At 73.4% G+C, this 23,820-nt stretch carries 24 protein-coding genes; 9 read left to right on the plus strand and 15 right to left on the minus strand.

The genetic code is table 11. The features are described from left to right. Window positions 1-5: 5 nt before the first annotated feature. The 6 genes from FJQ56_RS17770 to FJQ56_RS17795 all read right to left on the minus strand — a co-directional run bounded on the left by FJQ56_RS17770 (window position 6) and on the right by FJQ56_RS17795 (window position 6,442). Window positions 6-1,373, minus strand: a complete 1,368-nt coding sequence (locus tag FJQ56_RS17770) for an FAD-binding oxidoreductase (protein WP_140010921.1) — start codon at window positions 1,371-1,373, stop codon at window positions 6-8. 81 nt (window positions 1,374-1,454) lie between these two features. Beyond that, window positions 1,455-1,799, minus strand: coding sequence for a cytidine/deoxycytidylate deaminase family protein (locus FJQ56_RS17775; protein ID WP_140010922.1), 345 nt, complete (start codon window positions 1,797-1,799; stop codon window positions 1,455-1,457). Between the two features lie 4 nt (window positions 1,800-1,803). Next, entirely contained in the window at window positions 1,804-3,516 is a 1,713-nt protein-coding gene (gene sppA / locus FJQ56_RS17780; RefSeq protein WP_140010923.1) for a signal peptide peptidase SppA, read from the minus strand. A gap of 150 nt (window positions 3,517-3,666) precedes the next feature. Continuing rightward, window positions 3,667-4,977, minus strand: a complete 1,311-nt coding sequence (locus tag FJQ56_RS17785; RefSeq protein WP_140010924.1) for a hemolysin family protein — start codon at window positions 4,975-4,977, stop codon at window positions 3,667-3,669. Continuing rightward, window positions 4,974-5,423: an rRNA maturation RNase YbeY gene (gene ybeY / locus FJQ56_RS17790; RefSeq protein WP_140010925.1), complete on the minus strand. Its 450-nt coding sequence runs from the start codon at window positions 5,421-5,423 to the stop codon at window positions 4,974-4,976. The genes FJQ56_RS17785 and ybeY overlap by 4 nt, the downstream gene beginning before the upstream one ends. 5 nt (window positions 5,424-5,428) lie before the next feature. Beyond that, entirely contained in the window at window positions 5,429-6,442 is a 1,014-nt protein-coding gene (locus FJQ56_RS17795) for a PhoH family protein (protein ID WP_140010926.1), read from the minus strand. A 140-nt stretch (window positions 6,443-6,582) separates the two neighbouring features. Here FJQ56_RS17795 and FJQ56_RS17800 point away from each other — a divergent pair, with 140 nt between their 5' ends. Next, window positions 6,583-6,849 carry a hypothetical protein gene (locus FJQ56_RS17800; RefSeq protein WP_140010927.1) on the plus strand — a complete coding sequence of 89 codons (267 nt, stop codon included), beginning with the start codon at window positions 6,583-6,585 and terminating at the stop codon, window positions 6,847-6,849. 9 nt (window positions 6,850-6,858) lie between these two features. On the opposite strand, the gene FJQ56_RS17805 is transcribed toward FJQ56_RS17800, so the two are convergent. Beyond that, on the minus strand, window positions 6,859-7,200 hold the full coding sequence (locus FJQ56_RS17805) for an HIT domain-containing protein (protein ID WP_140010928.1): 342 nt from the start codon (window positions 7,198-7,200) through the stop codon (window positions 6,859-6,861). A 77-nt stretch (window positions 7,201-7,277) separates the two neighbouring features. Here FJQ56_RS17805 and FJQ56_RS17810 point away from each other — a divergent pair, with 77 nt between their 5' ends. Genes FJQ56_RS17810 through FJQ56_RS17820 form a run of 3 tightly spaced genes read left to right on the plus strand, consistent with a single transcriptional unit; the run spans window position 7,278 to window position 9,841 of the window. Next, entirely contained in the window at window positions 7,278-7,805 is a 528-nt protein-coding gene (locus tag FJQ56_RS17810; protein WP_211351146.1) for a SigE family RNA polymerase sigma factor, read from the plus strand. Beyond that, window positions 7,802-8,860 carry a Gmad2 immunoglobulin-like domain-containing protein gene (locus FJQ56_RS17815; protein WP_140010930.1) on the plus strand — a complete coding sequence of 353 codons (1,059 nt, stop codon included), beginning with the start codon at window positions 7,802-7,804 and terminating at the stop codon, window positions 8,858-8,860. The genes FJQ56_RS17810 and FJQ56_RS17815 overlap by 4 nt, the downstream gene beginning before the upstream one ends. Before the next feature lie 27 nt (window positions 8,861-8,887). After that, window positions 8,888-9,841: a Gmad2 immunoglobulin-like domain-containing protein gene (locus FJQ56_RS17820; RefSeq protein ID WP_140010931.1), complete on the plus strand. Its 954-nt coding sequence runs from the start codon at window positions 8,888-8,890 to the stop codon at window positions 9,839-9,841. Window positions 9,842-10,013: 172 nt separating this feature from the next. On the opposite strand, the gene FJQ56_RS17825 is transcribed toward FJQ56_RS17820, so the two are convergent. Genes FJQ56_RS17825 through hrcA form a run of 3 tightly spaced genes read right to left on the minus strand, consistent with a single transcriptional unit; the run spans window position 10,014 to window position 13,050 of the window. Next, window positions 10,014-10,754, minus strand: a complete 741-nt coding sequence (locus tag FJQ56_RS17825; protein WP_140010932.1) for a 16S rRNA (uracil(1498)-N(3))-methyltransferase — start codon at window positions 10,752-10,754, stop codon at window positions 10,014-10,016. Between the two features lie 32 nt (window positions 10,755-10,786). Next, window positions 10,787-11,944, minus strand: coding sequence for a molecular chaperone DnaJ (dnaJ, locus tag FJQ56_RS17830; RefSeq protein WP_140010933.1), 1,158 nt, complete (start codon window positions 11,942-11,944; stop codon window positions 10,787-10,789). Between the two features lie 59 nt (window positions 11,945-12,003). Next, complete coding sequence (gene hrcA, locus FJQ56_RS17835) at window positions 12,004-13,050, minus strand: heat-inducible transcriptional repressor HrcA (RefSeq protein ID WP_140010934.1); 1,047 nt, start codon at window positions 13,048-13,050, stop codon at window positions 12,004-12,006. 168 nt (window positions 13,051-13,218) lie between these two features. Between hrcA and FJQ56_RS17840 the strand changes: the two genes are divergently transcribed. From FJQ56_RS17840 to FJQ56_RS17855, 4 genes are all read left to right on the plus strand, one after another. Next, the gene (locus FJQ56_RS17840) at window positions 13,219-13,971 is read left to right on the plus strand and encodes a hypothetical protein (RefSeq protein ID WP_140010935.1); all 753 of its coding nucleotides are present in this window, start codon (window positions 13,219-13,221) and stop codon (window positions 13,969-13,971) included. Between the two features lie 31 nt (window positions 13,972-14,002). Next, complete coding sequence (locus tag FJQ56_RS17845; RefSeq protein WP_140010936.1) at window positions 14,003-14,860, plus strand: MBL fold metallo-hydrolase; 858 nt, start codon at window positions 14,003-14,005, stop codon at window positions 14,858-14,860. A gap of 46 nt (window positions 14,861-14,906) precedes the next feature. Beyond that, the gene (locus FJQ56_RS17850) at window positions 14,907-15,089 is read left to right on the plus strand and encodes a hypothetical protein (protein ID WP_140010937.1); all 183 of its coding nucleotides are present in this window, start codon (window positions 14,907-14,909) and stop codon (window positions 15,087-15,089) included. A 63-nt stretch (window positions 15,090-15,152) separates the two neighbouring features. Beyond that, entirely contained in the window at window positions 15,153-15,989 is an 837-nt protein-coding gene (locus tag FJQ56_RS17855) for a DUF3097 domain-containing protein (RefSeq protein WP_140010938.1), read from the plus strand. A gap of 72 nt (window positions 15,990-16,061) precedes the next feature. Here FJQ56_RS17855 and hemW read toward each other — a convergent pair whose 3' ends face one another. Next, window positions 16,062-17,258, minus strand: a complete 1,197-nt coding sequence (gene hemW, locus FJQ56_RS17860; protein ID WP_140010939.1) for a radical SAM family heme chaperone HemW — start codon at window positions 17,256-17,258, stop codon at window positions 16,062-16,064. A gap of 398 nt (window positions 17,259-17,656) precedes the next feature. Between hemW and FJQ56_RS17865 the strand changes: the two genes are divergently transcribed. After that, entirely contained in the window at window positions 17,657-19,015 is a 1,359-nt protein-coding gene (locus tag FJQ56_RS17865; protein ID WP_246084245.1) for an exopolysaccharide biosynthesis polyprenyl glycosylphosphotransferase, read from the plus strand. Here FJQ56_RS17865 and FJQ56_RS17870 read toward each other — a convergent pair. The 4 genes from FJQ56_RS17870 to FJQ56_RS17885 form a co-directional block, all read right to left on the minus strand. After that, the gene (locus tag FJQ56_RS17870) at window positions 18,945-20,075 is read right to left on the minus strand and encodes a glycosyltransferase (RefSeq protein WP_140010941.1); all 1,131 of its coding nucleotides are present in this window, start codon (window positions 20,073-20,075) and stop codon (window positions 18,945-18,947) included. The genes FJQ56_RS17865 and FJQ56_RS17870 overlap by 71 nt on opposite strands. Before the next feature lie 98 nt (window positions 20,076-20,173). Further along, window positions 20,174-21,436, minus strand: coding sequence for a Wzz/FepE/Etk N-terminal domain-containing protein (locus tag FJQ56_RS17875; protein WP_170215454.1), 1,263 nt, complete (start codon window positions 21,434-21,436; stop codon window positions 20,174-20,176). 113 nt (window positions 21,437-21,549) lie between these two features. Then, window positions 21,550-22,719 carry a glycosyltransferase gene (locus tag FJQ56_RS22495; protein WP_211351148.1) on the minus strand — a complete coding sequence of 390 codons (1,170 nt, stop codon included), beginning with the start codon at window positions 22,717-22,719 and terminating at the stop codon, window positions 21,550-21,552. Beyond that, entirely contained in the window at window positions 22,706-23,812 is a 1,107-nt protein-coding gene (locus FJQ56_RS17885) for a glycosyltransferase family 4 protein (protein ID WP_140010943.1), read from the minus strand. The genes FJQ56_RS22495 and FJQ56_RS17885 overlap by 14 nt, the downstream gene beginning before the upstream one ends. Between the last annotated feature and the right edge of the window lie 8 nt (window positions 23,813-23,820).

Genomic DNA, 23,820 nt, shown 5'->3' on the forward strand with positions numbered 1-23,820 from the left:
GGAGCTCACTTTCTGCGGACGGTCTTGTCGTAGAGGTCGGTGAGGCGCTGGTCCGGGTCGTAGGTCGCCTTGACGGCGGCGACGTGCGGTCCGTTGTAGAGCGCGTCGAAGGTCTCGCGGTCGTAGAACGACTCGGAGTAGAGGGACTTGTGGCCCCCGAGGCGGTGCACCTCGGCCTCGATGGCGCGGTTGCGCGGGGCGTCGACGGCCTCGGGCCCGACGTGCACGGTGCCCCAGAAACCGACGTTGACGTAGGGCTCCCCCGCCTCGAGCGGGTAGGCCGGCCAGGAACGCCGCGCGACGAGCGGGCAGAGCCACACCGGGCGCATGCCGATCTCGGCGTCGAACCACTCGAGGAACTCGGGCAGCCGGGCGGTCGGTACCTCGATGTCCTGCACGACGCGCTCGCGCTGCGGTCGGCCGGCGCGGCGGTCGAGCCGGTCGGCGATGTCGAAGCGGCGGTCGAGACCGAGCAGCCTCATGTAGACGTCGCTGCGCCGCAGGCGGCGCGGCCAGAGGCGGCGGATGCGGGGGTTCTGCGCGCCGAACGCACCGGAGCACCAGAACCAGTCGGTGTCCCAGCGCCACAGGTAGTCGTACGTCGTGAGCAGGTCGGTCTCACGCTCCTGCAGGGAGCGGAAGAACACCTTGCTGCCGGCGTAGTCGCTGGTCGGGCCGACCTCGTCGGTCCAGCGGGCCAGCGTCAGGTAGAGCTCGTCGGGGCTGAACGCGACGCCGTCGAGGCCGTCGACCCGCTCGCCGTCGTGCTCGCCGCTGGCGACGATCGCCTCGATGGTCTTGGTGAGCAGGGCCGCGTCGTCGAACCGGACGTGGCGCAGGGCGACGTACGGCGGGACCGCCTCGAGCTCGATGCGCAGCCGCGTCGCGTAGCCGAGGGAGCCGTAGGAGTTGGGAAAGGCGTCGAAGAGCTCGTCGCCGGGGCGGGTGGTGACGACCTCGCCGGCGCCGGTGAACACGTCCATCTCGAGCACCGACTCGTGCGGCAGCCCGTTGCGGAAGCTCGTCGACTCGATGCCGAGACCGGTGACGGCGCCGCCGAGGGTGATGGTGCGCAGCTGGGGGACGACGAGCGGGATCAGCCCGTGCACCAGCGTCGCGTCGACGAGGTCCTCGTAGGTGCACATGCCCTGCACGTCGGCGGTGCGCGCGTCGGGGTCGACCTCGATGACGCCGGTCAGGCCCGAGACGTCGAGGCCGGGCGCCGAGCTGGCGGCGCGCACCCGGAAGAGGTTGGTGGTGCGCTTGGCCAGCCGCACCGGCTGACCCGCCGGGATCGCGTCGTACGACGCCGCGAGCCGGGCCACCGCCGCCTCGTGTCGACGCCAGGCCTGCGTGCTCCCCGATCCACTCACTCTGCGCAACTTACTCCCGCACGCGCCCGCGGGTGTGGCCGGCAGCGCGCGGGCTACGTCACAGGCCCGACCGGGAATCGGTCAGGACGCGACGATGTTGCCGCGCGCGTCGGCGAGGTGCACGACGACGTCGGGGCCGGCGTACTCCTCGAGGACGGCGTGGTCCGGTGCGGTCAGCTCGGTCGCGTCGCCGAGCACGACGGCCGCGGCCAGCCCCCGGGCGCCGGAGGCGACGGCCATCGCGACGCAGGCCTGCACCGCGGTCAGCTGCAGGGACGCGAGGTCGACGGTCGCGGCGGCGTAGGTACGGCCGTCGTGGTCCCGCACCGCGGCACCCTCGGCGGCCTGGGTGCGGGCGCGGGTCGCGCGGGCCAGGGTCACCAGCTTGGCGTCCTCGCTGCTCAGGTCGGCGCTCAGGTCGGTCATGGCATCAGCCTAGGGAGGTGAGGCCGAGCGGCATCGACAGCACCCCGTGGGGCACGGCGATGCCGACGGAGGCGGCCAGTCGCTCGAGCACCGCCTCGGGACCCGTCGGCACCACCACCGCGGCGGCCGCCGGCGACTCGCTCGACTCGGCCGGGCGGAGCCGCTGCAGCCACTCGAGCGACGAGGGCGACGGAAGCCGGACGTCGTCGGGATCCAGGCCCGCCAGGCCGCAGGCTCGCTCGAGGGCCAGGCGGGTGCCGCCGAGGTGGTCCACCAGCCCGCGCTCGTGGGCGTCGACGCCGACCCACACGCGGCCGCGGGCCAACGGCTCGAGGACGGCCAGGTCGAGACCCCGGTCGGCGGCGGCCTTGGTGGTGAAGTCGGCGTAGACCTCGTCGAGCCAGGCGTCGAGCACCTGCCACTCGTCGTCGGTGAACGGCCGGCCCGGGGCGAGGAACCCGGCGCGTGGGCCGGCGTCGATCGCCTCGGTCACGATCCCGACCCGGTCGAGCAGCCGCGCGACGACCATCTTTCCGGCGAGCACGCCGATCGAGCCGGTGAGCGTGGTGGGCTGGGCGACGATCTCGTCGCACGGCATCGCGACGAAGTAGCCGCCGGACGCGGCCGCCGTGCCCATCGTCGCGACGACCGGGCGTCCGGACTCGCGCAGTCGCAGCACCTCGCGACGGATGGCGTCGCTGGCGACGTAGGACCCACCAGGGCTGTCGACCCGCAGGACGACCGCCTTGACCTCGTCGTCGCGGCCGACCTCGCGCAGGCGGGCGCCGATCCGGTCGGCGCCGGCCTGGGAACCGGAGCCGGCACCGAGCACGATCGGGCCGGTCACGTCGACGACCGCGACCGTCGGCCGGTGGCGCTGGTGGAGCGCACCCAGCCGGCTGGACGCGCTGCCCTGCTGGGCCTGCGCCCATCGGTGCACGTAGGTGGGCTCCCACGCCGGGGTCCACGTCCGGCGGGCGTGGGCGTAGACCTCGTCGCGGTAGCCGACGCGGTCGACCAGACCCGCCTCGAGCGCGTCAGCAGCCGAGAGCGGCGCTCTCGCCATGGCGGCGCGGACGTCGGCGGCGTCGAGCGATCGTCGGGAGGCGACGCGCGCGACGGTGTCGTCGACGATCGCGTCGGCCATCCGCTGCACCATCTCGCGGTTGGCCTGGCTGACCTCGGTGGCGGCGAGCTGGTCGGCGGCCGACTTGTACTCGTGGCGCTGCCCGAACTCGGGGTCGATGCCGAGCTTCTCGAGTCCGCCGCGCAGCAGCGTGATGCCGAGGTGCACGCCGGTCAGCCCGAGCGCACCCGACGGCTGCACCCAGATCTCCCGCGCATTGACCGCCAGTCGGTAGCCGTTCAGGCCGCTGGTGAGCTCACCGAACGTCGCGGTCCAGGCGATCGACGGCTTGTCCTGGGAGAAGTCGGCGATCATGGCCCCGACCTCGTCGGCCACGCTCAGGGGCAGCGGGCAGGTGCCGACGTGGACCAGCAGCCCCAGCACGTCGTCGTCGGCGGCGGCCCGGCGCAGTCCGTCACCGACCGCACGCAGCGAGGGGGCGTGGCGGGCGCGCAGCGCCTCGAGCGGGTGTCGCGGCGGGCCGGTCCGCAGGCCGTGGCCCAGGTCGAGCTCGAGCACGGCGCGCGGGCCGCGCGGGGCCAGGCCGGGGATCGAGCGGAGGCCGGGGATCGGGAGTGCACGCAGGTCCATGCCGCGAGCCTAGGAGGCTCGACCACACGTCGGCTGAGGTGCGAGGCCGGCCACGGCCGAGCCTCGAAGCCACCGCGCCGGCGTACGGACGGCACGCACGGTGCCGTGGCTTCGAGGCTCGCTGCGCTCGCACCTCAGCCGACGGCGACGTCACGCGTCGACGGCCGCCGTACGGCTGTCGTCGTCGGCCCGCTCGGCGGCGACGCGCCGGATCAGGACGGTGCCGATCTTGTTGCGGCGCCCGGCGGTGTCCTCGGCCTCGAAGCGCAGGCCGTGCGCCTCGACGTAGGAGCCCGGGATCGGGACCCGGCCCAGGTGCTTGGCCATCAGCCCGCCGACGCTGTCGACGTCCTCCTCCTCGACGTCGAAGCCGAACAGCTCGTCGAGGTCGTCGATCGGGTAGCGCGACGACACCCGGAAGCCGTCGGCGGCGGCGAGCGCCTCGACCTCGATCTCGTCCTGGTCGTACTCGTCGGTGATCTCGCCGACGATCTCCTCCAGGAGGTCCTCGATGGTGATCAAGCCGGCGGTGCCGCCGTACTCGTCGACGACGACGGCGATGTGGGTGCGTCCGGCCTGCATCTCGCGCAGCTGGTCGTCGACCGGCTTGGACTCCGGCACCCAGGCGACCGGGCGCATGACCTCCTCGACCTGCTGGGTCAGCTCGACGTCGGGGGCCTCGAAGTCGCGGCGCACGATGTCCTTGAGGTAGGCGAAGCCGCGGATGTCGTCGAGGTTGTCGCCGATGACCGGGAGTCGGGAGTAGCCGCTGCGCAGGAACAGCGACATGGTCTGGCGCAGGTTCTTGTAGTGCTCGATGTAGACCACGTCGCCGCGCGGCACCATCACCTCGCGCACCGTCGTGTCGCCGAGCTCGAAGACCGAGTGGATCATCTTGCGCTCGTCGGCCTCGATGACGGCCGAGGCCTCGGCGAAGTCGACGAGCTCGCGCAGCTCGGTCTCGGACGAGAACGGCCCCTCCCTGAATCCCTTGCCGGGGGTCAGCGCGTTGCCGAGCAGGATGAGCAGGCCGGACAGCGGTCCGAGGACGCTGGTCAGCCGCACCAGGACGCCGGCCGAGGCCAGCGCCACCTGCTCGGAGTGCTGCCGGCCGAGGGTGCGGGGCCCTACCCCGATGACCACGAACGACACGACGAGCATCGTGCCGATCGAGACCAGCACGCTCACCCACCGCGGCCCGTCGATGGCCCGGTCGAGCTCGAGGGTCACCAGCACGATCGCGGCCACCTCGCACAGCAGGCGCAGCAGCAGCACGGTGTTGAGGTGACGAGGAGCGTCCTCGAGCAGCACGACCAGGCTCTTGGCGCCGGCGCGCTCGTCGTGGACGAGCTCGTGGGCGCGGGCCTTGGAGAACGATCCGAGAGCGGCGTCGACGGCGGAGAACACGCCCGCGAGCACGACCAGCACGGCCGCTGCCAGCAGGACGACGGTGCCCGTCACCGGCTGCGCCACTCCCCCAGCAGCCGGTCCTGCAGGCCGAACATCTCGGCGTGCTCCTCGGGCTCGGCGTGGTCGTAGCCCAGCAGGTGGAGGATGCCGTGAGTCGTGAGCAGCTCGATCTCGGCCAGGGTGCCGTGGCCGGCGGTCGCACCCTGCTGCTCGGCGATCTGCGGGCACAGCATGATGTCGCCGAGCACGCCCTCCTCGGGCTCCTCGTCGACCAGGCCGGGACGCAGCTCGTCCATCGGGAAGGCCAGCACGTCGGTCGGGCCCTCCTTGTCCATCCACTTCTCGTTGAGCTCGGTGATGGTGGCCTCGTCGACGGCCTTGATGCAGAGCTCGGCCAGCGGGTGGACGCGCATGGAGTCCATGACGAAGCGGCTCAGCTGAGCCAGGTGCTTGACGTCGATGCCGGTGCCGGACTCGTCGAGGATCTCGATGGTCATCGGCGCTACCGTCGCTGCTCGGGCGCGGTGGCCAGGCCGCCGCGGTTGTCGAACTCGTCGTAGGCCGCCACGATCTTGCCGACCAGACGGTGTCGGACGACGTCCTGGGCGGTCAGCCGCTGGAAGGAGATGTCGTCGACGTCGTCGAGGATGCCCTCGATGATCCGCAGGCCCGACTTGACGCTGTGGGGCAGGTCGACCTGGGTGATGTCGCCGGTGACGACGATCTTGGAGCCGAAGCCCAGGCGGGTCAGGAACATCTTCATCTGCTCGGGCGTCGTGTTCTGCGCCTCGTCGAGGATGATGAAGCTGTCGTTGAGCGTGCGGCCCCTCATGTAGGCCAGGGGGGCGACCTCGATGGTGCCGGCGGCGAGCAGCTTGGGGATCGTCTCGGGATCGATCATGTCGTGCAGGGCGTCGTACAGGGGGCGCAGGTAGGGGTCGATCTTCTCGCTCAGCGTGCCGGGGAGGTAGCCCAGGCTCTCGCCGGCCTCGACGGCCGGGCGGGTGAGGATGATCCGGTTGATCTGCTTGGCCTGCAGCGCCTGCACCGCCTTGGCCATCGCCAGGTAGGTCTTGCCGGTGCCGGCGGGTCCGATGCCGAAGGTGATGGTGTTCTTGTCGATCGAGTCGACGTAGCGCTTCTGGTTGAGCGTCTTGGGCCGGATGGAGCGGCCCCGGTTGCTGAGGATGTTCATCGACAGCACGTCGGCCGGGCGCTCGGTGGTCTCCTGGCGCAGCATCTCGATCGCGCGCTCGACGGTCTCGGACGTGACGCCCTGACCGGTGCGGATGATCGTGACCAGCTCGTCGAGGAGCCGCTCGGCGAGGGCGACCTCGCCCGGGTTGCCCCGCATGGTGATGCGGTTGCCGCGCACGTGGATCTCGGCCTGGAAGCCACCCTCGATGATGCCGAGGTACTCGTCTCCCGGGCCGAGCAGGCTGACCATGTCGATGCTGTTGGGGACCACGACCGTGTGGCGCGTCTGGAGGTCACCGGTGGGGTTCGAGTCAGTCATGGGTGCCCGGGGTGGGCTGCCTTTCGTCGGATGCAGGAGAGACCATCGTACGTCGACCGGCCGGCCCGGCGCCCGCGAGATCCGGCCCCGCACGGGTGAAGGCGCACCACGGGCACCACGGTGGGACGTACGGTGGGTCCATGCGGGACGAGCCGGTCGACGAGTTCGACGAGGACTACGCCCCCGACGACGACAGCCCGCCCTTCTGGTTCAACGGTCAGCACCTGCCCGAGGAGGCCCGCACGATGGGCCTGACCCAGCACGTGCCCGACGGTGCGCTGCTCGACTTCGCCGGCAGCCTCGACGGCGCCAAGCCCCTGCACCGCCTCACCGCCTGGGTGCTGCTGGTGGTCTTCGGGCTACCGGTCGTGTTCGCCCTGATGCGGCTCTGGTACGCCTTCGTCTGATCCAGCTGCTCAGCCGGGCGGCCAGCCCAGGTCGCGACCGGCGAGCACGTGCAGGTGGGTGTGGAACACCGTCTGGCCCGCGCCGGCCCCGGTGTTGAACACCAGGCGGTAGTCGTCGGCGTACCCCTCGGCGGCGGCGACCGCGGCCGCGGTGCGGACCAGCTCGGCCGAGGCCTCCGGGTCGCCCGCGGCGAGGTCGGCGGCGTTGGCGTGGTGGTCGCGAGGCACGACCAGCACGTGGAGCGGCGCCTGGGGGTTGAGGTCGCGGAAGGCGAGGGTGCGCTCGGTCGTGTGCACGACCTCCGCAGGGACGTCACCGGACACGATCGCGCAGAAGAGACAGTCAGCCACGCCGCCACGGTAAACCCCGGGCCGTCGCCGCGCGTCCCACTAGCGTGACCACCCATGCGATCGAGCGGAGGACCGCGGTGACCGAGCCGTCGTCCTGGGACGCCGACGCCGCCGTCGAGGCCCTGTACGCCGCCCACTGGCGTCGGCTCGTCCGGCTCTCGGTCCTGCTGGTGCGCGACGTCGGCACTGCCGAGGAGGTCGTGCAGGACGCGTTCGTCGCCCTGCACGGACGCTGGCGGCGGCTGCGCGACCCTGACAAGGCGTTGGCCTACCTGCGCCAGGCCGTGGTCAACCGGTCGCGCTCGGTGCTGCGCCACCGTGGCGTCGTCGACCGGCACGCCGCCCGCGACCGCGCCCCCGAGCCGCTGCCGTCGGCCGAGGCGCCGGCCCTGGCCCGCGACCGGCGCGAGACGGTCCTCGACGCGATGCGCGCCCTCCCCCAGCGCCAGCGCGAGGTGCTCGCCCTGCGCTACTACCTCGACCTGTCCGAGGCCGACATCGCCGACGCTCTCGGGATCAGCCGTGGCGCGGTCAAGTCCCACGCCTCCCGCGGCTCTGCCGCCCTCCGCACGCTGCTCGCCCCGCTCGAAGGAGACGACCTGTGAACACCCCGGACCGCGGTGGCGACCCTGACGGCGACCCTGACGGCGACTTCGTGCGAGCGGTCCTCGACGGCGCCGTCTGCGGGGTCGAGCCCGTGGACCGGCTCGCCGCGATCCAGGCCCGGACGGCTGAGCCGTCCCGGCGCGGCCGGTACGCCGCCGGTGGTGCCGTGCTCGCCGCCGCGGCCGTCGTCGTGGCGGTCGCAGTGGTGGCGACCGGTGACGGTGACGGGCCGACCCGGGGTGTGGGCCCCGCCGTTGCGACGACCAGGCCGGACCAGACGTCGTCCGACCCCGCACGACTCGAGGCTCCGTCCCCCGGGCCGACCGCGCCGACCGAGGCGCCGGCGGGGTCGCGACCGCGGGCGATCTACTACGTGGGCGACACTCCCGAGGGGCCGGCGTTGTTCCGCGAGTTCCACCGGGTCGGTCGGTCCGACGCCGAGCAGACCGTCTCGCTGGCCACCACCGCGAGCGCCGACGATCCCGACTACCGCACCCTGTGGCCGGGAGCCCTCGACGACGTCAGCCTCACGGGGACCGGTCTCGCCGGCTCGTGGACCGTGACGGTCCCCGCGAGCCTGGCCGAGCGCCCGGAGGGGATGTCGGAGCGGGAGGCGGTGCTGGCGGTCCAGCAGGTCGTCTACACCGTCCAGGCGACCGGGCGCACCGACGCCGGTGTCCGGTTCACCGGGCCGACCGTCCTCGGCGTCCCGGTGCCGGACGACGGCTTCACCCGCGACCCGGACGTCGTGGCCGACGTCAACATCTCCGACCCGGTCGAGGGCCGAGCGGTGACGGGGGCCTTCACCGCGCGGGGGGTCGCCGACTCCTTCGAGGCCACCGTGCCGTGGCGGGTCGTCGACGGTGGCGGTGAGGTCGTCGTCTCGGGAGCGGCGACCGCGTCGGGCTTCGGGCGGCTCCACCCGTGGGAGACCACCGTCGACGTCTCCGCGCTGGCCCCCGGCACCTACACCTTCGAGGCGTCGACCTCCGACCCGTCCGACGGCGAGGGCGCGGGCCCCACCACCGACACGCGCTCGATCACCGTCACCTGACCGCACCACCCCGACAGGATGGAACCCATGAACACCAGGAACGGTCTCGCCGTGCTCGCCCTCTCGGGAACCCTCCTCGCCGGCCTGACGGCCTGCGGCGACGACACCGACCCCACGTCGGGCGAGACCCAGACCGACCCGGCCACCTCGAGCAGCACGCCGAGCCCCACGACCCCCGCGAGCACCGGGTCGTCGAGCGCGCCGACCGAGCCCTCGACCGACTCCAGCCCCACCGAGACCGACGCGCCGGAGCCCGGCACGGTCGTCGTCCCGGTCTACTTCACCGGTGACACCCCGATGGGGCCGCGGCTCTACCGCGAGTTCCGCCGGGTCGAGTCCGACGACCCACTCGAGGAGGCCGCCACGCTTCTCGTCGGCGGCGACGCGCTCGACCCCGACTACGGCACGCTCCTGCAGGGGGTGACGGTCGAGTCGGTCGAGCAGCGCGACGGCGCGATCGTCGTCACGCTGGGCGACGACTCCCCCCTCACCGCCGGCAAGGGCACGTCGTCCGTGGAGGCCAGGCTGGCCGTGCAGTCGCTCGTCTACACGCTGCAGGGCGCCGCACAGACCCGCGACCCGGTCCGGACGGTCCTGTCCGACGGCAGCTCCGCCGATCTCTACGGCCAGCCGACCGGCAAGGGCGTCAAGGCCGCCGCCCAGCTCGAGGTGCTCGCGCTGGTCAGCGTCACGACGCCCGAGGAGGGCGCCACCGCGTCCGGCACGCTTGCCGTGTCGGGGGTGGCCAGCTCGTTCGAGGCCACCGTCCCGTACGCCGTCCTCGACTCCTCGGGCAAGGAGGTGATCTCCGACTTCACGACCGCCGAGCAGTTCGGCGACCGCCTCTACCCCTTCGAGGCCGAGGTCGACATCAGCGGACTCGAGGCCGGCACCTACACGTTCGTGGCCCGGACCGACGACCCGTCGGACGGCGAGGGCCCGGGCCCGTTCGAGGACACCAAGACCTTCACCGTCGGCTGACTCCCGGGGGGGGTGGCCGGGTGCTGGCGCTGCACCACCCGACTCGTTCGATCGAACGGGTCGGGGCGGGGTTGGGCCCGGTCGCGGCACCCGACTCGTTCGATCGAACGAGTCGGGAGGGGTTGGGCCGGGTCGCGGCACCCGACTCGTTCGATTGCGCGAGTCGGTCGACTCAACCCCACCGGTCGGTGCGCGACAGCAGCGCCGCCACCGCGGCCACGCCTGCGGTGGAGGTTCGCAGCACCTCGGCGCCCATCCGCACGCTGACGGCGCCGGCCGCGACGAAGGCCGCGACCTCGTCGTCGGTCAGGCCTCCCTCGGGGCCTACGACCACGACGACCCGCCCGGACGCCGGGACGTCGAGGGAGGCCAGTGGTGCCACGGCGTCCTCGTGCAGCACGACGGCCAGGTCGGCCGCGGCGACCAGGGCGACGACGTCGTCGGTGGACGCCAGCGGTGCCACGGTCGGGTGCCACGGGCGCCGCGCCTGCTTGGCGGCCTCGCGGGCCGTCGAGCGCCAGCGGGCCAGGGACTTCTCTGCGCGCTCCCCTTTCCAGACCGCCACCGAGCGGGCCGCGGCCCAGGGCACGATCTCGCCGACGCCGACCTCGGTGAGCACCTCGACGGCCAGCTCGCCGCGATCGCCCTTGGGCAGGGCCTGGACCACCACCACCTGCGGCGTCGGCTCCGGCTCGCGGGTGACCTCGTCGGCCACGACCTCGAGCAGCCGCTTGCCGGTCGTCGTGATCGTGCCGACCACGGTGGCGCCCAGGCCGTCGGTGAGCACGACCCGCTCACCCGCGCGCAGCCGGCGTACGGCGACGGCGTGGTGGGCCTCGTCGCCCTCGACGACCACCGGGTCGCCGACCCGGACGCCGTCGAGCGAGGGAACCAGGTGGACCGGGAGAGACATCAGCGTCGGATCAGCGTCGGATCAGCGTCGGATCAGTGGCCGAAGAGTCGCCCGAAGACCGACTTCTGCTGGGCCTTGACCTGCCCGGTCGGCTGCTCCTCGCCCCGGATCGCGGCGAGCTCGCGGAGCAGCTCCTCCTGGCGCGGGTCGAGGCGGGTGGGGGTCTCGACGACGGTCGTGACGACGAGGTCGCCCCGTCCGCCGCGCAGGCCGGGCACGCCGCGACCGCGCAGCACCTGCTCGGTGCCCGACTGGGTGCCGGGGTCGATGTCGATCTCGAACGACGTCTCGACCCCGGACCCCGCACCGTTCTCGACGTCGGCCTCGAGGGTGGGGAGCGTGAGGGTGGTGCCGAGCGCGGCCGCGCTCATGGGCAGGGTGACGGTGCAGTGCAGGTCGTTGCCCTGGCGCACGAAGGTCTCGTGGGGCGCGACGTGGATCTCGACGTAGAGGTCGCCGGCGGGACCGCCGCCGGGCCCGACCTCGCCCTGCTCACCGAGCTGCACCCGGGTGCCGGTGTCGACACCGGCCGGGATCTTGACGGTCAGGGTGCGGCCCGCGCGGACGCGGCCGTCGCCGGAGCAGTCGCGGCACGGGTCGGGGATGATCGTGCCGAACCCGCGGCAGGCGCTGCAGGGGCGCAGGGTCCGGACCTCGCCGAGGAACGAGCGCTGCACGACCGCCACCTCGCCTTGGCCCCGGCACGTCTCGCACGGGACCGGCTGGCTGCCCGGCGCGGCACCGTCGCCGTGGCAGGTCTCGCAGAGCACCGCGGTGTCGACCTTGAGCTCGCGGGTGACCCCGAACGCGGCCTCGGCCAGTTCGATCTCGATGCGGATCAGCGCGTCCTGACCCCGACGCATCCGGGACCGCGGACCACGTCCGCCGCCGCCGGCCCCGCCCTGGCCGCCGAAGAACGCGTCCATGATGTCGGTGAACGAGAAGCCGGCGCCCTGGCCGCCGAAGCCGGCGCCGCCGAACGCGTCGCCGCCGCGGTCGAACGCCGCCCGCTTCTGGGGGTCCGACAGCACCTCGTAGGCCGCCGTGACCTCCTTGAACTTCTCCTGCGTCTCCGGGTCGGGGTTGACGTCGGGGTGGAGCTGACGGGCGAGACGACGGTAGGCCTTCTTGATGGTGTCGGCGTCCGCGTCGCGGGCGACTCCGAGGAGGTCGTACGGGTCCTGGCTCAACTGCGTTCCTTCGTGCGTGGGTGCGTGCGTGGGTTGGTGTGCGGGGGTACGACGGGCCGTCAGGCCTCGTCGAGGATCCGCGAGACGTAGCGGGCGACGGCGCGGACCGCGGCCATGGTGCCGGGGTAGTCCATCCGCGTCGGACCGACGATGCCGAGGGTGGCGAGCGCGTCGTCGTGGGGGCCGTAGCCCGTGGCGACGACACTGGTGGCCGAGAAGTCCTCGATCGGGCCCTCGGCGCCGATGCGCACCGTGACCGTGCCCGCCGGGCTGGCCTCGCCGAGGAGCTTGAGCAGCACGACGTGCTCCTCGAGCGCCTCGAGGACGGGGCGTACGGCGGACTCGAAGCTGTCGCCGTAGCGCGCCAGGTTGGCGGCGCCACCGACGGCGACGCGCTCGTCGGAGCGGTGGTTGCCCATCGCGTCGGCGAGCACCTGGGCGACGGCGGTGGTGTGGTCGGCGAGGGGTGCGTCCCCGAGTGTGGGGTCGCGCGCGGGATCGACGGGGCCGAGCGACCGGAGCGCGGTGACGGCGTCGGCGATGACCTCGCCGGTGGCGGCGAGGTTGACCCGGCTGCGCAGGCGGGCGAGGTCGTCGTCGGAGATCGGTGCGGTCAGCTCGACGATGCGCTGCTCGACCCGCCCGGTGCTGAGGATGGCGACCGCGAGCAGCCGCTCGGGGGCCAGCGCCACCAGCTCGAGGTGGCGCACCGTCGAGCGCGAGAGCGTGGGGTACTGCACGACGGCGACCTGGCGGGTCAGCTGCGACAGCAGCCGCACGCTGCGCGACACGACGTCGTCGAGGTCGACCGCCCCGTCGAGGAAGCTGGCGATCGCACGCTTCTCGGGGGCGCTGAGCGGCTTGACCGAGCCGAGCCGGTCGACGAAGAGCCGGTAGCCCTTGTCGGTCGGGACCCGCCCGGCGCTCGTGTGGGGCTGGGTGAGGTAGCCCTCGTCCTCGAGCGCGGCCATGTCGTTGCGCACGGTGGCCGGCGAGACGTTGAGTCCGTGCCGCTCCACGAGCGCCTTGGAGCCGACGGGCTCCTCGGTGGCGACGTAGTCCTGGACGATCGCGCGCAGGACGGCGATCCGTCGCTCCTCCTGCATGTGCTGACCTCCCCTGGCATGAGTCCGGACTCGTCTGGCACTCGTCGGCACCGAGTGCCAAGCCTACCGCTCCCCCGAACCGGAGTGGACGACGTACGACGATGAGGTTAGGCTTGCCTTAGTCACTCGGTCGGTCCGCCGTCCGTCCCCGCGCGCGAGGAGCCCCGCATGACCAGCCTCGACCACCACACCACCGCCACCACCGGCGACCCCGTCCGCCTGGCCGCGGTCGCCCGTGCGGTGCTGGCCTGCCCGGCCGGCGTCAACCTGGTGGTCGACGGGGTCGACGACGTCCTCGGCGACCTGGGTGACCCCGGCGCCGGCGGCGCCGGTGAGCTCGGCATGCAGGACCTCGGCGGCGTGCCGACGTTCTCGGCCCCGGTCGGCACCCGCCTGGTCGACGCCGCCCAGCGCGGTCGTCGCGCCCTGCTGACCCTCGAGAGCGGTCTGGGCCGCCTGGCCTCCGACGACCGCGACGCGACGCTGACCCTCGGCGGTCGCCTGGCCAGCCAGGGTCGCGAGAGCTGCGAGTGCTGCCGCGAGGTCCGCGAGACCATCGTCCTGCTGGTCGACGTCGTCGTCCTCACGCTCCCCCGTGCCGACGGGCAGGTACGCGTCCCGGTCGACGCCTTCGGCTCCGCCGACCACGTGCTCAACCGCGGCTACCTGCAGCGCTCCGCCGAGCACGCCAACCTGTGCCACCAGGTCGAGCTGCGCCGCGCCGTCTCCACCACCACCGGCACCCGGCTGGCCGAGGTCGTCGGGGTCTCCCTCGCCGACCTGTCGGCCCACGGGGTCGAGGTGCAGTGGGTCGACCTCGAGGGATCCCACAGCCGCCAGCTCCGCTTCCCCCGCACGGCCACGAGCACCGACGACCTCGGCGACCTGCTGCGCAGCGAGCTGCACGCCGGTCTCTGCTGACCCCCTGCGCGCCCACTGGTAGAACGGCGCCATGTCGTTCTCCGAGGTCGCCGACCGGGTCTGGGTCGCGCGCCACGCGTGGTTCGACGTCAACGTGACGGTCATCGGGGGTGAGCGCGGGCTGCTCGTCGTCGACACCCACGCCTCCGCCGCCGCGGCCGCCCAGGTGGTCGACGAGGTCCGTGCCCTCGGCGCCGGCGAGGTCGTCGGCATCGTCAACACCCACGAGCACCACGACCACTGCTTCGGCAACGGCACCTTCCGCACGGCGTACGGCGAGGTCCCGATCCACGCCCACGAGGCGGCCGCCGAGGCCCAGCGGGCGTTCGTCGGCCAGGAGGGCGGCTACGACCCCGACGACGCCGACCCGCGCAGCGCCGAGATCCGGGCCACCACGCTGGTCCCGGCCGACCACACCTTCTCCTCGGCGCGCGTGGTCGACCTGGGCGACCGCTACGTCGAGCTGGTCCACCCCGGCCGCGGCCACACGTCCGGCGACCTGGTCGTGCGTGTGCCCGATGCCGACGCGGTGCTGCTCGGCGACCTGATCGAGGAGTCCGCGGAGCGTGACGCGACGCCCGGGTTCGGCCCCGAGTGCTGGCCGCTGGAGTGGCCGCTCAGCCTCGACGTCGTCCTGGGCCTGACGACGACGTCCTCGGTCGTCGTACCCGGGCACGGGGCGGTCGTCGACCGTGAGTTCCTCGAGGTGCAGCGCAACGACATCGGCGTCCTCGCCGAGACGCTGCGCGACCTCGCCGGTCGCGGCGTCCCCGTCGCCGACGCCCTCGCCACCGGCGACTGGCCGTTCCCCGAGAAGTACCTGGGCGACGCGGTGAGGCGGGGCTACGAGCAGCTGCCCCGCTCGCAGAAGCGGCTGCCGCTCCTCTGAGCGCCGCCGGGCTCCCCCGGGCCCGGCCCTGACGTAGGTTCGGGGCATGACCGAGAGCGACGCGACCCCCGAGGCCATCGACGACGAGCAGCTCCCCGAGGACCTGCGGCCCGACGACAACCCGCTGGCCGAGGGCCTGGAGCCCGGCGAGACCGTCGACGACCTGCTCAGCGGCGGAAAGCACGCCGAGCAGTCCGACGAGTCTGACGAGTCGGGCGGGTCCGAGTAGGTCACGCCCGCCGACGGCGCGTCCTGACCGCCGTGGTGGCCCCGGGCACCTAGCGTGACGGGGGTGGCAGATCGATACGGCTCCGACGTGCTCTCCGGCGACTGGCGCGCGCCCAAGCGCGGCCGTGCGGTCGAGACCAGCGCCGACCTGGGACTCGTCGTCGAGGAGGTCATGACCGACTTCGTCGGCGAGATCGTCGCCGTGGATCGCGACCTCGACACCCTCACGCTGGAGGACCGCCGCTCCAAGCGACGGACCTTCCCGCTCGGCCCCGGCTTCCTGCTCGAGGGCCGGCCGGTCGTGCTCGTGCCGCCCGTGCGTCGTACGGCGCCGGCGAAGCCGACCCGCACCGCCTCCGGCTCCGTCGCCGTCCACGGCGCGTCCGCCCGTGTCGCCCGGGCCAGCCGGATCTTCGTCGAGGGACGCCACGACGCCGAGCTCGTCGAGAAGGTGTGGGGCGACGACCTGCGCCTCGAGGGCGTGGTGGTCGAGCTCCTCGACGGCGTCGACCACCTCGCCGAGGTGCTGGCCGAGTTCGGCCCCGGCCCGCAGCGCAAGGTCGGCGTCCTGGTCGACCACCTCGTCGCCGGCTCCAAGGAGCAGCGGATCGCGCGCCAGGTCGAGGGTCCCCACGTCCTGGTCGTGGGCCACCCCTACGTCGACATCTGGGCCGCGGTGAAGCCCGAGCGGATCGGGCTGACCCGCTGGCCCGACATCCCCCGCGACGTGGAGTGGAAGAAGGGCGTCTGCGCCGCGCTCGGCTGGCCGCACGCCGAGCAGGCCGACATCGCCCGCGCCTGGAAGCAGATCCTGTCGCGCGTCGACTCCTACGCCGACTGCGACCCCGCCCTGCTCGGCCGGGTCGAGGAGCTCATCGACTTCGTCACCGTCGACGGCTGACCCGTCGCCCGTGGGCGACGGGTCGATCGAGATCCCGCGCTGACCCGTCGCCCGTGGGCGACGGGTCAGCGGTCAGAGGAGGTCGCGCACGACGGCGTCGGCCAGCAGCCGGCCGCGCAGGGTCAGCACCATCCGCTCCCCGTCGAGCACGGCCAGGCCGTCGTCGACGATCCGGCCGACCGCGTCACGACCCTCCGCGTCGAGCACGGCGAGCGGCAGCCCGTCGCGCAGCCGCACCTCGAGCAGCACCCGCTCCACCCGACGGGTCTGGTCGTCGAGCACCTCGCGGGCGTGCACCGGGCTCGCGCCGGAGGCGATCCGGGCGGCGTACGCCGTGGGGTGCTTGACGTTCCACCAGCGGGTCCCACCGACGTGGGAGTGGGCCCCGGGCCCGACGCCCCACCAGTCGCCCCCGCGCCAGTAGGCGAGGTTGTGGCGACACGGCGCGCCCCAGTTGGAGACCTCGTACCAACCGAGGCCCGCGGCACCCAGCCGCTCGTCGGCCACGAGGTACTTGTCCGCGAGGTCGTCGTCGTCCGGCATCGGCACGATGCCGCGGCGGACCTGACGGGCCAGGGCGGTGCCGTCCTCGACGATCAGCGCGTACGCCGACACGTGGTCGGGCTCGCAGGCCAGGGCCGCCGCGAGCGAGACCTCCCAGTCGGCCAGGGACTCCCCCGGCGTGCCGTAGATCAGGTCGAGGCTGACCTGCTCGAAGCCGGCGGCGCGGGCGTCCTGGACCACCCGCGGCACACGCTCGGGGTCGTGGGTCCGGTCGAGCACCCGCAGCACGTGCCCCACCGCCGACTGCACGCCGAAGGAGATCCGGGTGAACCCAGCCGCACGCAGGGCGTCGAGGTCGGCGCGCGTCACCGAGTCGGGGTTGGACTCGGTGGTGACCTCGGCGCCCGGTGCCAGCCCAAACTCGGTGTCGATCGCCGTGAGCACCGAGGCCAGGTCGGCCGGCGGCAGGAGGGTCGGGGTGCCGCCGCCGAGGAAGACCGTCTCGACGGGGAGGTCGCGCTGGCCGAGCACCCGACGAGCGAGCCGGACCTCCTCGACCGCCTGCGCGGCGTACGTGGCCCGCGAGGCGCCGGGACCCAGCTCGGCGGCGGTGTAGGTGTTGAAGTCGCAGTAGCCGCACCGCACCGAGCAGTAGGGCACGTGCACGTAGAAGGAGAACGACCGCTCGGCGAGGTGCTCGAGCGACGCCGACGGGAGCGAACCGTCCTCGGGGGCTGATTCTCCTGCGGGAAGGGCGGACGGCATGGCAGCATCCTTCCAGCGAGGCGGCACCCGGACGACCACCCGGACCACCCAGCACCCCTGACGGTTGCTGGACGTGTCAAGTACCTGCACATCGTGTCAACCGGTCGTGCCCCAATACGTCATTTATTCGTCAGTCTCCCAGGCCCGTCCGGCTTTTAAAGCTCCCACTCGTGGCGCAGGGTGGAGGAGACCGGTGGTACTCACACGGTCTGTCGAGGGTGTCCGGCCGCGATCCGGCGGGACGCCTCCATCGCCTGGGGGGGCGCAACATCATGGGGAAGCTCGCACGTCCGCAACACCGTCCATACCGACCGCACGGACCGGGTCGGCCGGGTCGACCGGGTCTCCTGGCCCTCGGGCCCATCCTGATCGCGCTCGACCTCGGCGCCGCGGCGGTGATGCTGCTCCTGCTGGGCGTCGACGGCCCGGTGCTGCTGGCGGTCACCACCGCGATGGTCGTGATGGCGTCGAGCCTGGCCCACCTGCACCGCTCCAAGCTGGTGCTCAGCGTGCTCGACGACCTGCCCCGCATGACGCTGACGACAGGCGCCGTGGTCGTGGGCTACCTCGCGCTCGTGCCGAGGATCGCGAACGTACCTGAGCCCACCATGGCCCGCGCCGCGACCGCTGCGGCGCTCTTCCTGACCCTGCTGGTGACGACCCGGGCCGTCGTCTACGGCATGGTCAACCGGAGGCGACGCGCTCGCCGGATCGCCCACCCCGCGATCATCGTCGGCACCGACGTCGTGGCCGTCCGGATCACCGAGGCGCTGCGCTCCGACGGGGCCTACGGGCTGCAGCCGGTCGGGATGGTGGGCGAGGTGACCTCGGAGACGGGGCCGCTGCCCAGCCCGCACCTCGGCGGGGTCGCCACCCTGCCGCGCGCGATCGTCGACCTCGGGGTGCGCGACATCGTGTTCGCCTTCTCGGGCCCGCCCGACGCGGCGATGGTCAAGGCGGTGCGGCACGCGGTCGAGGGCAACCACCAGGTCTTCGTCGTCCCGCGCTTCTTCGAGACGATGGGTCGCGTCCACCAGCACCGCACCGAGGTCATCCACGACATCGCGCTCACGCGACTGGTCCGGCTGTCGGACCGGTCGATCGGCCAGGGCCTCAAACGCGGTCTCGACGTCACGCTGGCCGCGATCGCGCTGCTCCTGCTGGCGCCCACGATGACCGTGCTGGCCGTGCTGGCCCGCCGCGAGACCGGGGCGGCCATCCACCGCCAGACCCGGGTCGGTCTGCGCGGACGCCGGTTCTCGCTCTACAAGTTCCAGACCCTGATGCCGGTGAGCGACGACGAGGGCGCGGTGACGTGGAACATCGACAACGACGCCCGCCTCGGCTCCGCAGGCCGGTTCATGCGCCGTACGGGCCTCGACGAGCTGCCGCAGCTGGTCAACGTGCTGCGCGGCGACATGAGCCTGGTCGGCCCGCGCCCCGAGCGCCCGCACTTCGTGGCCGAGTTCGCCCGCCGCCACGACCGCTACGAGGACCGGCACCGGGTGCGGACCGGCATCACGGGGTGGGCCCAGGTCCACGACCTGCGCGGCGACACCTCGATCAGCGAGCGGGTCCGCTTCGACAACAGCTACATCGACAACTGGTCGCTGTGGCGCGACATCACCATCCTCGCCCGGACCCTGCCGACGCTGCGTCGGCCCCAGCCCCAGAGCCGGGACGTGGTCACCGCGGCGCTGGCCGCCGCTGGGCCAGTCGGGTCAGGTAGACCGTCGACAGCTCCGCTGAGGCGGTAGCGGCGTCGTAGCCGCTCTCGACGTGGGCGCGCCCCACCAGCCCCTCGGCGTCGGCCTCGTCGCGGTGCCGTAGCCGGTGCGCCAGCGCGGCGGCGAGGTCGTCGCGGGCCCCGAGGTCGACCACCGCACCGGCTCCGTCCGGGACCGTCTCCTCGACCCCGACCGCCCGGGTCGCCACGATGCTGCGCGCGCAGGCCATGGCCTCGAGGGGCACCAGGGCCATCCCCTCCCAGCGCGAGGGCGCCACCACGACGTCGGCCGCGACCAGCCAGCGGCGTACGTCGGTGCGGGCACCGACCATCCGCAGACCGGCCAGTCCCTCGGCCCTGGCCTCCAGGGCGGCCCGGTCGGGGCCGTCGCCGACCAGGACGAGCGTGGCGTCGGGAACGGCGCGGTGGACCTCGGGCCAGGCGTCGAGCAGGTCGTGCTGGCCCTTCTGCTGCGACAGGCGCCCCACGCAGACCGCGACCGGTCCCCCGTCGAGCCCGAGCTCGTCGCGGGCGACCTGCCGCTCCGCGTCGGCGACCCGGGGCCAGGCGGCGAGGTCGATGCCGTTGGGCAGCACCAGGGTGCGCGCGTCGATGGCGCGCTCGGTGGCCAGCCGCCGCTCGTCCTCGCTGACGCAGACGACGGTGTCGGTCCAGCGCGCCGCGAGACGCTCCCACCGCAGCGCGAGGCCGGCCTTCGCGCCGTCGACGGCCAGGAACGACCAGCCGTGGGGCTGGTAGAAGGTCGGGGTCCGGCCGTGCACGGCCAGACGTCCGACCAGACCGGCCTTGGCGCCGTGCAGGTGCACCACGTCGGAGGGGCACTCGGCCAGGATCGAGCGCAGGGCCATGGTCTCGCCGAGCACCCCACGGGTCGGCTCGCGCCGTGACTGCCACCACCGCACCCGGGCACCCAGGTCGCGGGCGGCGTAGCCGAGCCAGCCGTCGCTGGGGCAGACCAGCGTGACGTTCCACCCGCGCTCGAGCTGGTCGCGCACGTAGGAGAGCGCGACCACCGCGGTGCCCTCGGAGACCGGTCGCGACACGTGCACGACGTGCAGACGAGGACTCATGCGTGGCTCCCAGCCGTGGTCGCGGGGTCGCACGGGGTCCTAGTGGTCCGCGGCGCGGGTGACGCGGACAGCGACGAACCGGGCGTCGAGGACGACCACTAGACCGGGACCCGCTCGGCGCGGTGACCGACCAGGACCAGGCCCAGCAGCCGGCCGCCAACCGAGCGGACGCGGTCGCTGTGCGCCCGCAGGGCGGCCACGGAGACCGTGCCCTCGGGGACCGCCATCAGCAGCGAGCCGCTGGCGGCCATCACCCGGGCGTCGTCGGAGATGTCCATGGGCGGGGCGAGCACCACGATCACGTCGAAGGCGAGCCTGGCGGCGGCTACGACGTCGCCCCACTTGGTCTCGATCAGGACCTCGGCGGAGCGTCCCTGAGCATCGCCCGACGGGAGCACCGACAGGCCCTCGATGGGGCCGTCCATCATCGCGTCCTCGAGCGGGAGGCCGTCGAGGACCCCGAAGAGGCCGTCGCGGTGCGGGGACGGCTGGTGACCAGAACGGGCGTCCAGCCGGCCGTCCACGAGCAGCACCCGTCGTCCGACGCTGGCCAGCGAGATGGCCAGGTTGGCGCCGAGCCAGATGTTGACCTCACCGGGTCCGACACCGGCCACCACGACGAGGTCGACCGGGTCCCTGCTGCCCTCGGCCTCCAAGGAGAGCCGCAGGTGCCGGAAGACGTCGGCAGCGGCGGTGCCCGGGTAGAGAGCCGGGAGGGCGGTCAGGTCGTGCGGGGGCGCCACGTGGGCCAGCAGCGGCGCGTCGGCGGCCTCCTCGGCGATCCGGCCGTGGTCGACGGTCAGGCGCCGCCGGTCGCGGGCCACGGCGAACAGGCACGCGAGGACCGCGCCGGCCACAAGGCCCGCGGCACCGGCGAGGACGAGGTTGGGGCTGGAGTAGGTGACCGGAGGCCGGGCCGGCGTCGTGGTGGTGAACACGAACGTCCCGTTGACGGGGCTGTTGCGCGGCAGCTCGCTGGCGACGAGGTTGGCGATCTTGGCCGCCACCTCGGGGTCGCCGTCGTGCACCACGATCTCGATGAGCACCGTGCCCTCGACCCACGACCCGTCGATCGAGCGGCGCAGCTCGTCGGCCGAGCGATCGACGTCGAGGTCGGCGCGTACGGCGTCGACGACCGCCCGGGAATTGGCCAGCTCGCCGATCGTGCCGCGCAGCGCGTCGAGGTCGTCGGTCGCAGGCGGGCTGTCCGGGTTCTGGGCGGCTGAGATGGTGGCCGACGCCGTGTAGGACTTGGGCGCGATCGACACGCCGATCACCGTGGCCAGGCCGACCACGACGAACACTCCGAGCACGAGCAGGCGCTGACGCCAGAGTGCTCCCAACAGGTCCTGCGGCTCCATGTCGTTGTCCCCAAGTAGAGGGGAGCGCGCCGAAGTCCGGACGTTCAACTGTGTATCCCCCATCGGTCAGACTACATCGACTCCCTGACATGTCTCGAAGTTCGACATACCGGTCAGATGGACGAGGCATCCGCTGGCGGCGCGGGACGCCCCACCAGCTCTCGCACGACCGCGCGATAGCCCCGGTCCATCGCGGAGGTCGAGAACCTCTGAGCCACCAGCTCACGGGCCCGGACCGCCTGGGCGAGGGCCAGCGCCGGATCGGACAGCAGCTCGGACACGGCTGCGCCGAGGGCGTCCACGTCGTCGGGCTCCACCAGCCGTACGGCGTCCGGGTCGAGGTCGATCAGGCCCCCCACCCTCGACGCCACGACCGGGACGCCCGCGGCCATGGCCTCCAGGACGGTGATCGGCAGCCCCTCGCTGTCGGACGAGAGCACGACGAGATCGGCCGCCGCGAGCAGGCGGGCGACGTCGCGGCGATCGCCGAGGACCTCGACCCGACCGCCGAGGTCGAGCTCGCGGACGAGCCCCTCGACCTCGGCGCGAAGCACGCCGTCGCCGGCGACCAGCAGCCGGACCCCGGGGACCTGCGCGATCGCGCGTACGACGAGGTCCGGCCTCTTGGGAGGGGCGAGGCGGGCCAGGCACAGGACCACCGGACCGGTCCGGGACAGCCCGAGGTCGGTGCGCGCCGTGTCCCGGTCGAGCTCGGCCGGGTGGTCGGGAGCGTTGTCGACCACCCGGACCCGCGCGGCCGGCAGGCCACCGGCGACCAGCCGGTCGGCGACGTCGCAGGACACGGCGACGACCAGGTCGGCGGCGGCTCCGAGGACCCGCGCGGCCAGGCGGTAGCGCCGGGCCGGGAGACCGTGCACCGACACCAGGAGCGGGGGTCGCGGACGCCGTCCGACCGCCGCCAGGCGCGCGACGAGCGCGGCCCGGACGTTGTGGGCGTGGACCACGTCGACCGGGGCCGACCCGAGGCGACGGCGAAGGTCGCGGACCGACGTCAGGGTGTCGCGGAGGGCTGCTCGACGCAGTGGGACCGAGACGAGCTCGACGCCGACGTCGGCCAGGGCCTGCTCGCGCCATCCGCCGGCCGAGGCGACCACGACGCCCTCCCCGCGGGCCCGAGCCCGCGTGGCGAGCTGGACCACGACGCTCTCGGCACCCCCGGACCCGAGCTCGGCGATCACGACGAGCTGACGCAGCGCTCGCCCTTCGGTGGTGCCGTCGGTGGTGCCGCCGTCGTTCCCGGCGGCGGCCTCAGCGGTCGGCATAGACGTCCACCAGCCGGTCGACGCACTGGTCGAGGGTCCACCCGTCGATCACGCGGGCCCGGGCTCGGGCGCCCATGGCGGCCAGCTCGCTCCGGTGGACCAGCGCATGGGCCAGTGCGGCGGCCGTGGCCGCGACGTCCCCGGCGGGCACCAGCCAGCCCTCGACGTCGTGACGGACCAGCTCGGGAACCCCACCGACGGCGGAGACCACCGACGGCAAGCCGCTCGACATCGCCTGCAGCAGCGCCATCGGCAGGTTCTCGGCGGCCGAGGTCAGGACGAACAGGTCGGCGGCACCGAGGACCGGCCGCACGTCCGCGACCATCCCCAGCATCCGTACCCGCCCGTCGAGCCCTCGTCGGTGGACCTCACGCTCCACCTCGTCACGCAACGGCCCGTCGCCTGCCAGGAGCACCGAGATACCCGGGACCTGCTCGACGGCCCGGAGCAGGACGTCGACCCGCTTGACGGTCCCGAGGAGTCCCACCCAGGCCACCACCAGCGAGCCGTCGGCGCCGACCCGGTCGGCCTCGGCCGGCACCCACGCAGCGGGGTCGACCCCGTTGTGCACCACGTGCACCAGCCGGTCCGGGAGCCCGACGTGGGCGACGGCATAGCGGGCCACGGCCTCGCTGGGCACCACCACGACGCCACCGGACCACCGGGTCACGAGCCGCTCACCCCACAGGTAGTAGAGCCGGTCGCGGCGACGTCGCGGCGCGGCGCGGACGTTGCCCTCGACGAGGTCGGCGAGCCCGTCGGGCACCCCGTGCAGCGTGTAGACGCAGCGGGCCCGCAGCACGGGCCCGAGCCCGCGCACGATCCATCCCGCACGCCGGTCCTGGCCGTGGACCACGTCGGGGCACAGCCGCCGCAGCTGCGACACGATGGCGGCGGCGCCGCGGCCGTCGAGCTTGTGGCCCATCGACGCGGTGTGCCAGGTGACCCCGGCCGCCGCCAGCTCGGTACGCCGTTCGGACGCGGGTCCCACGACGTGGCTGTCGTGACCGCGGGCGGCCAGCGCGGCCGCGACGTCGACGACGTGGTCGGCCGGCCCGCCGGTCGTCTGGGTCAGCACCTGCACGATCCGCACGGTCGCGA

Origin of the sequence: Nocardioides plantarum (genome assembly GCF_006346395.1) — a bacterium.
Classification (GTDB): Bacteria; Actinomycetota; Actinomycetes; order Propionibacteriales; family Nocardioidaceae; genus Nocardioides; species Nocardioides plantarum.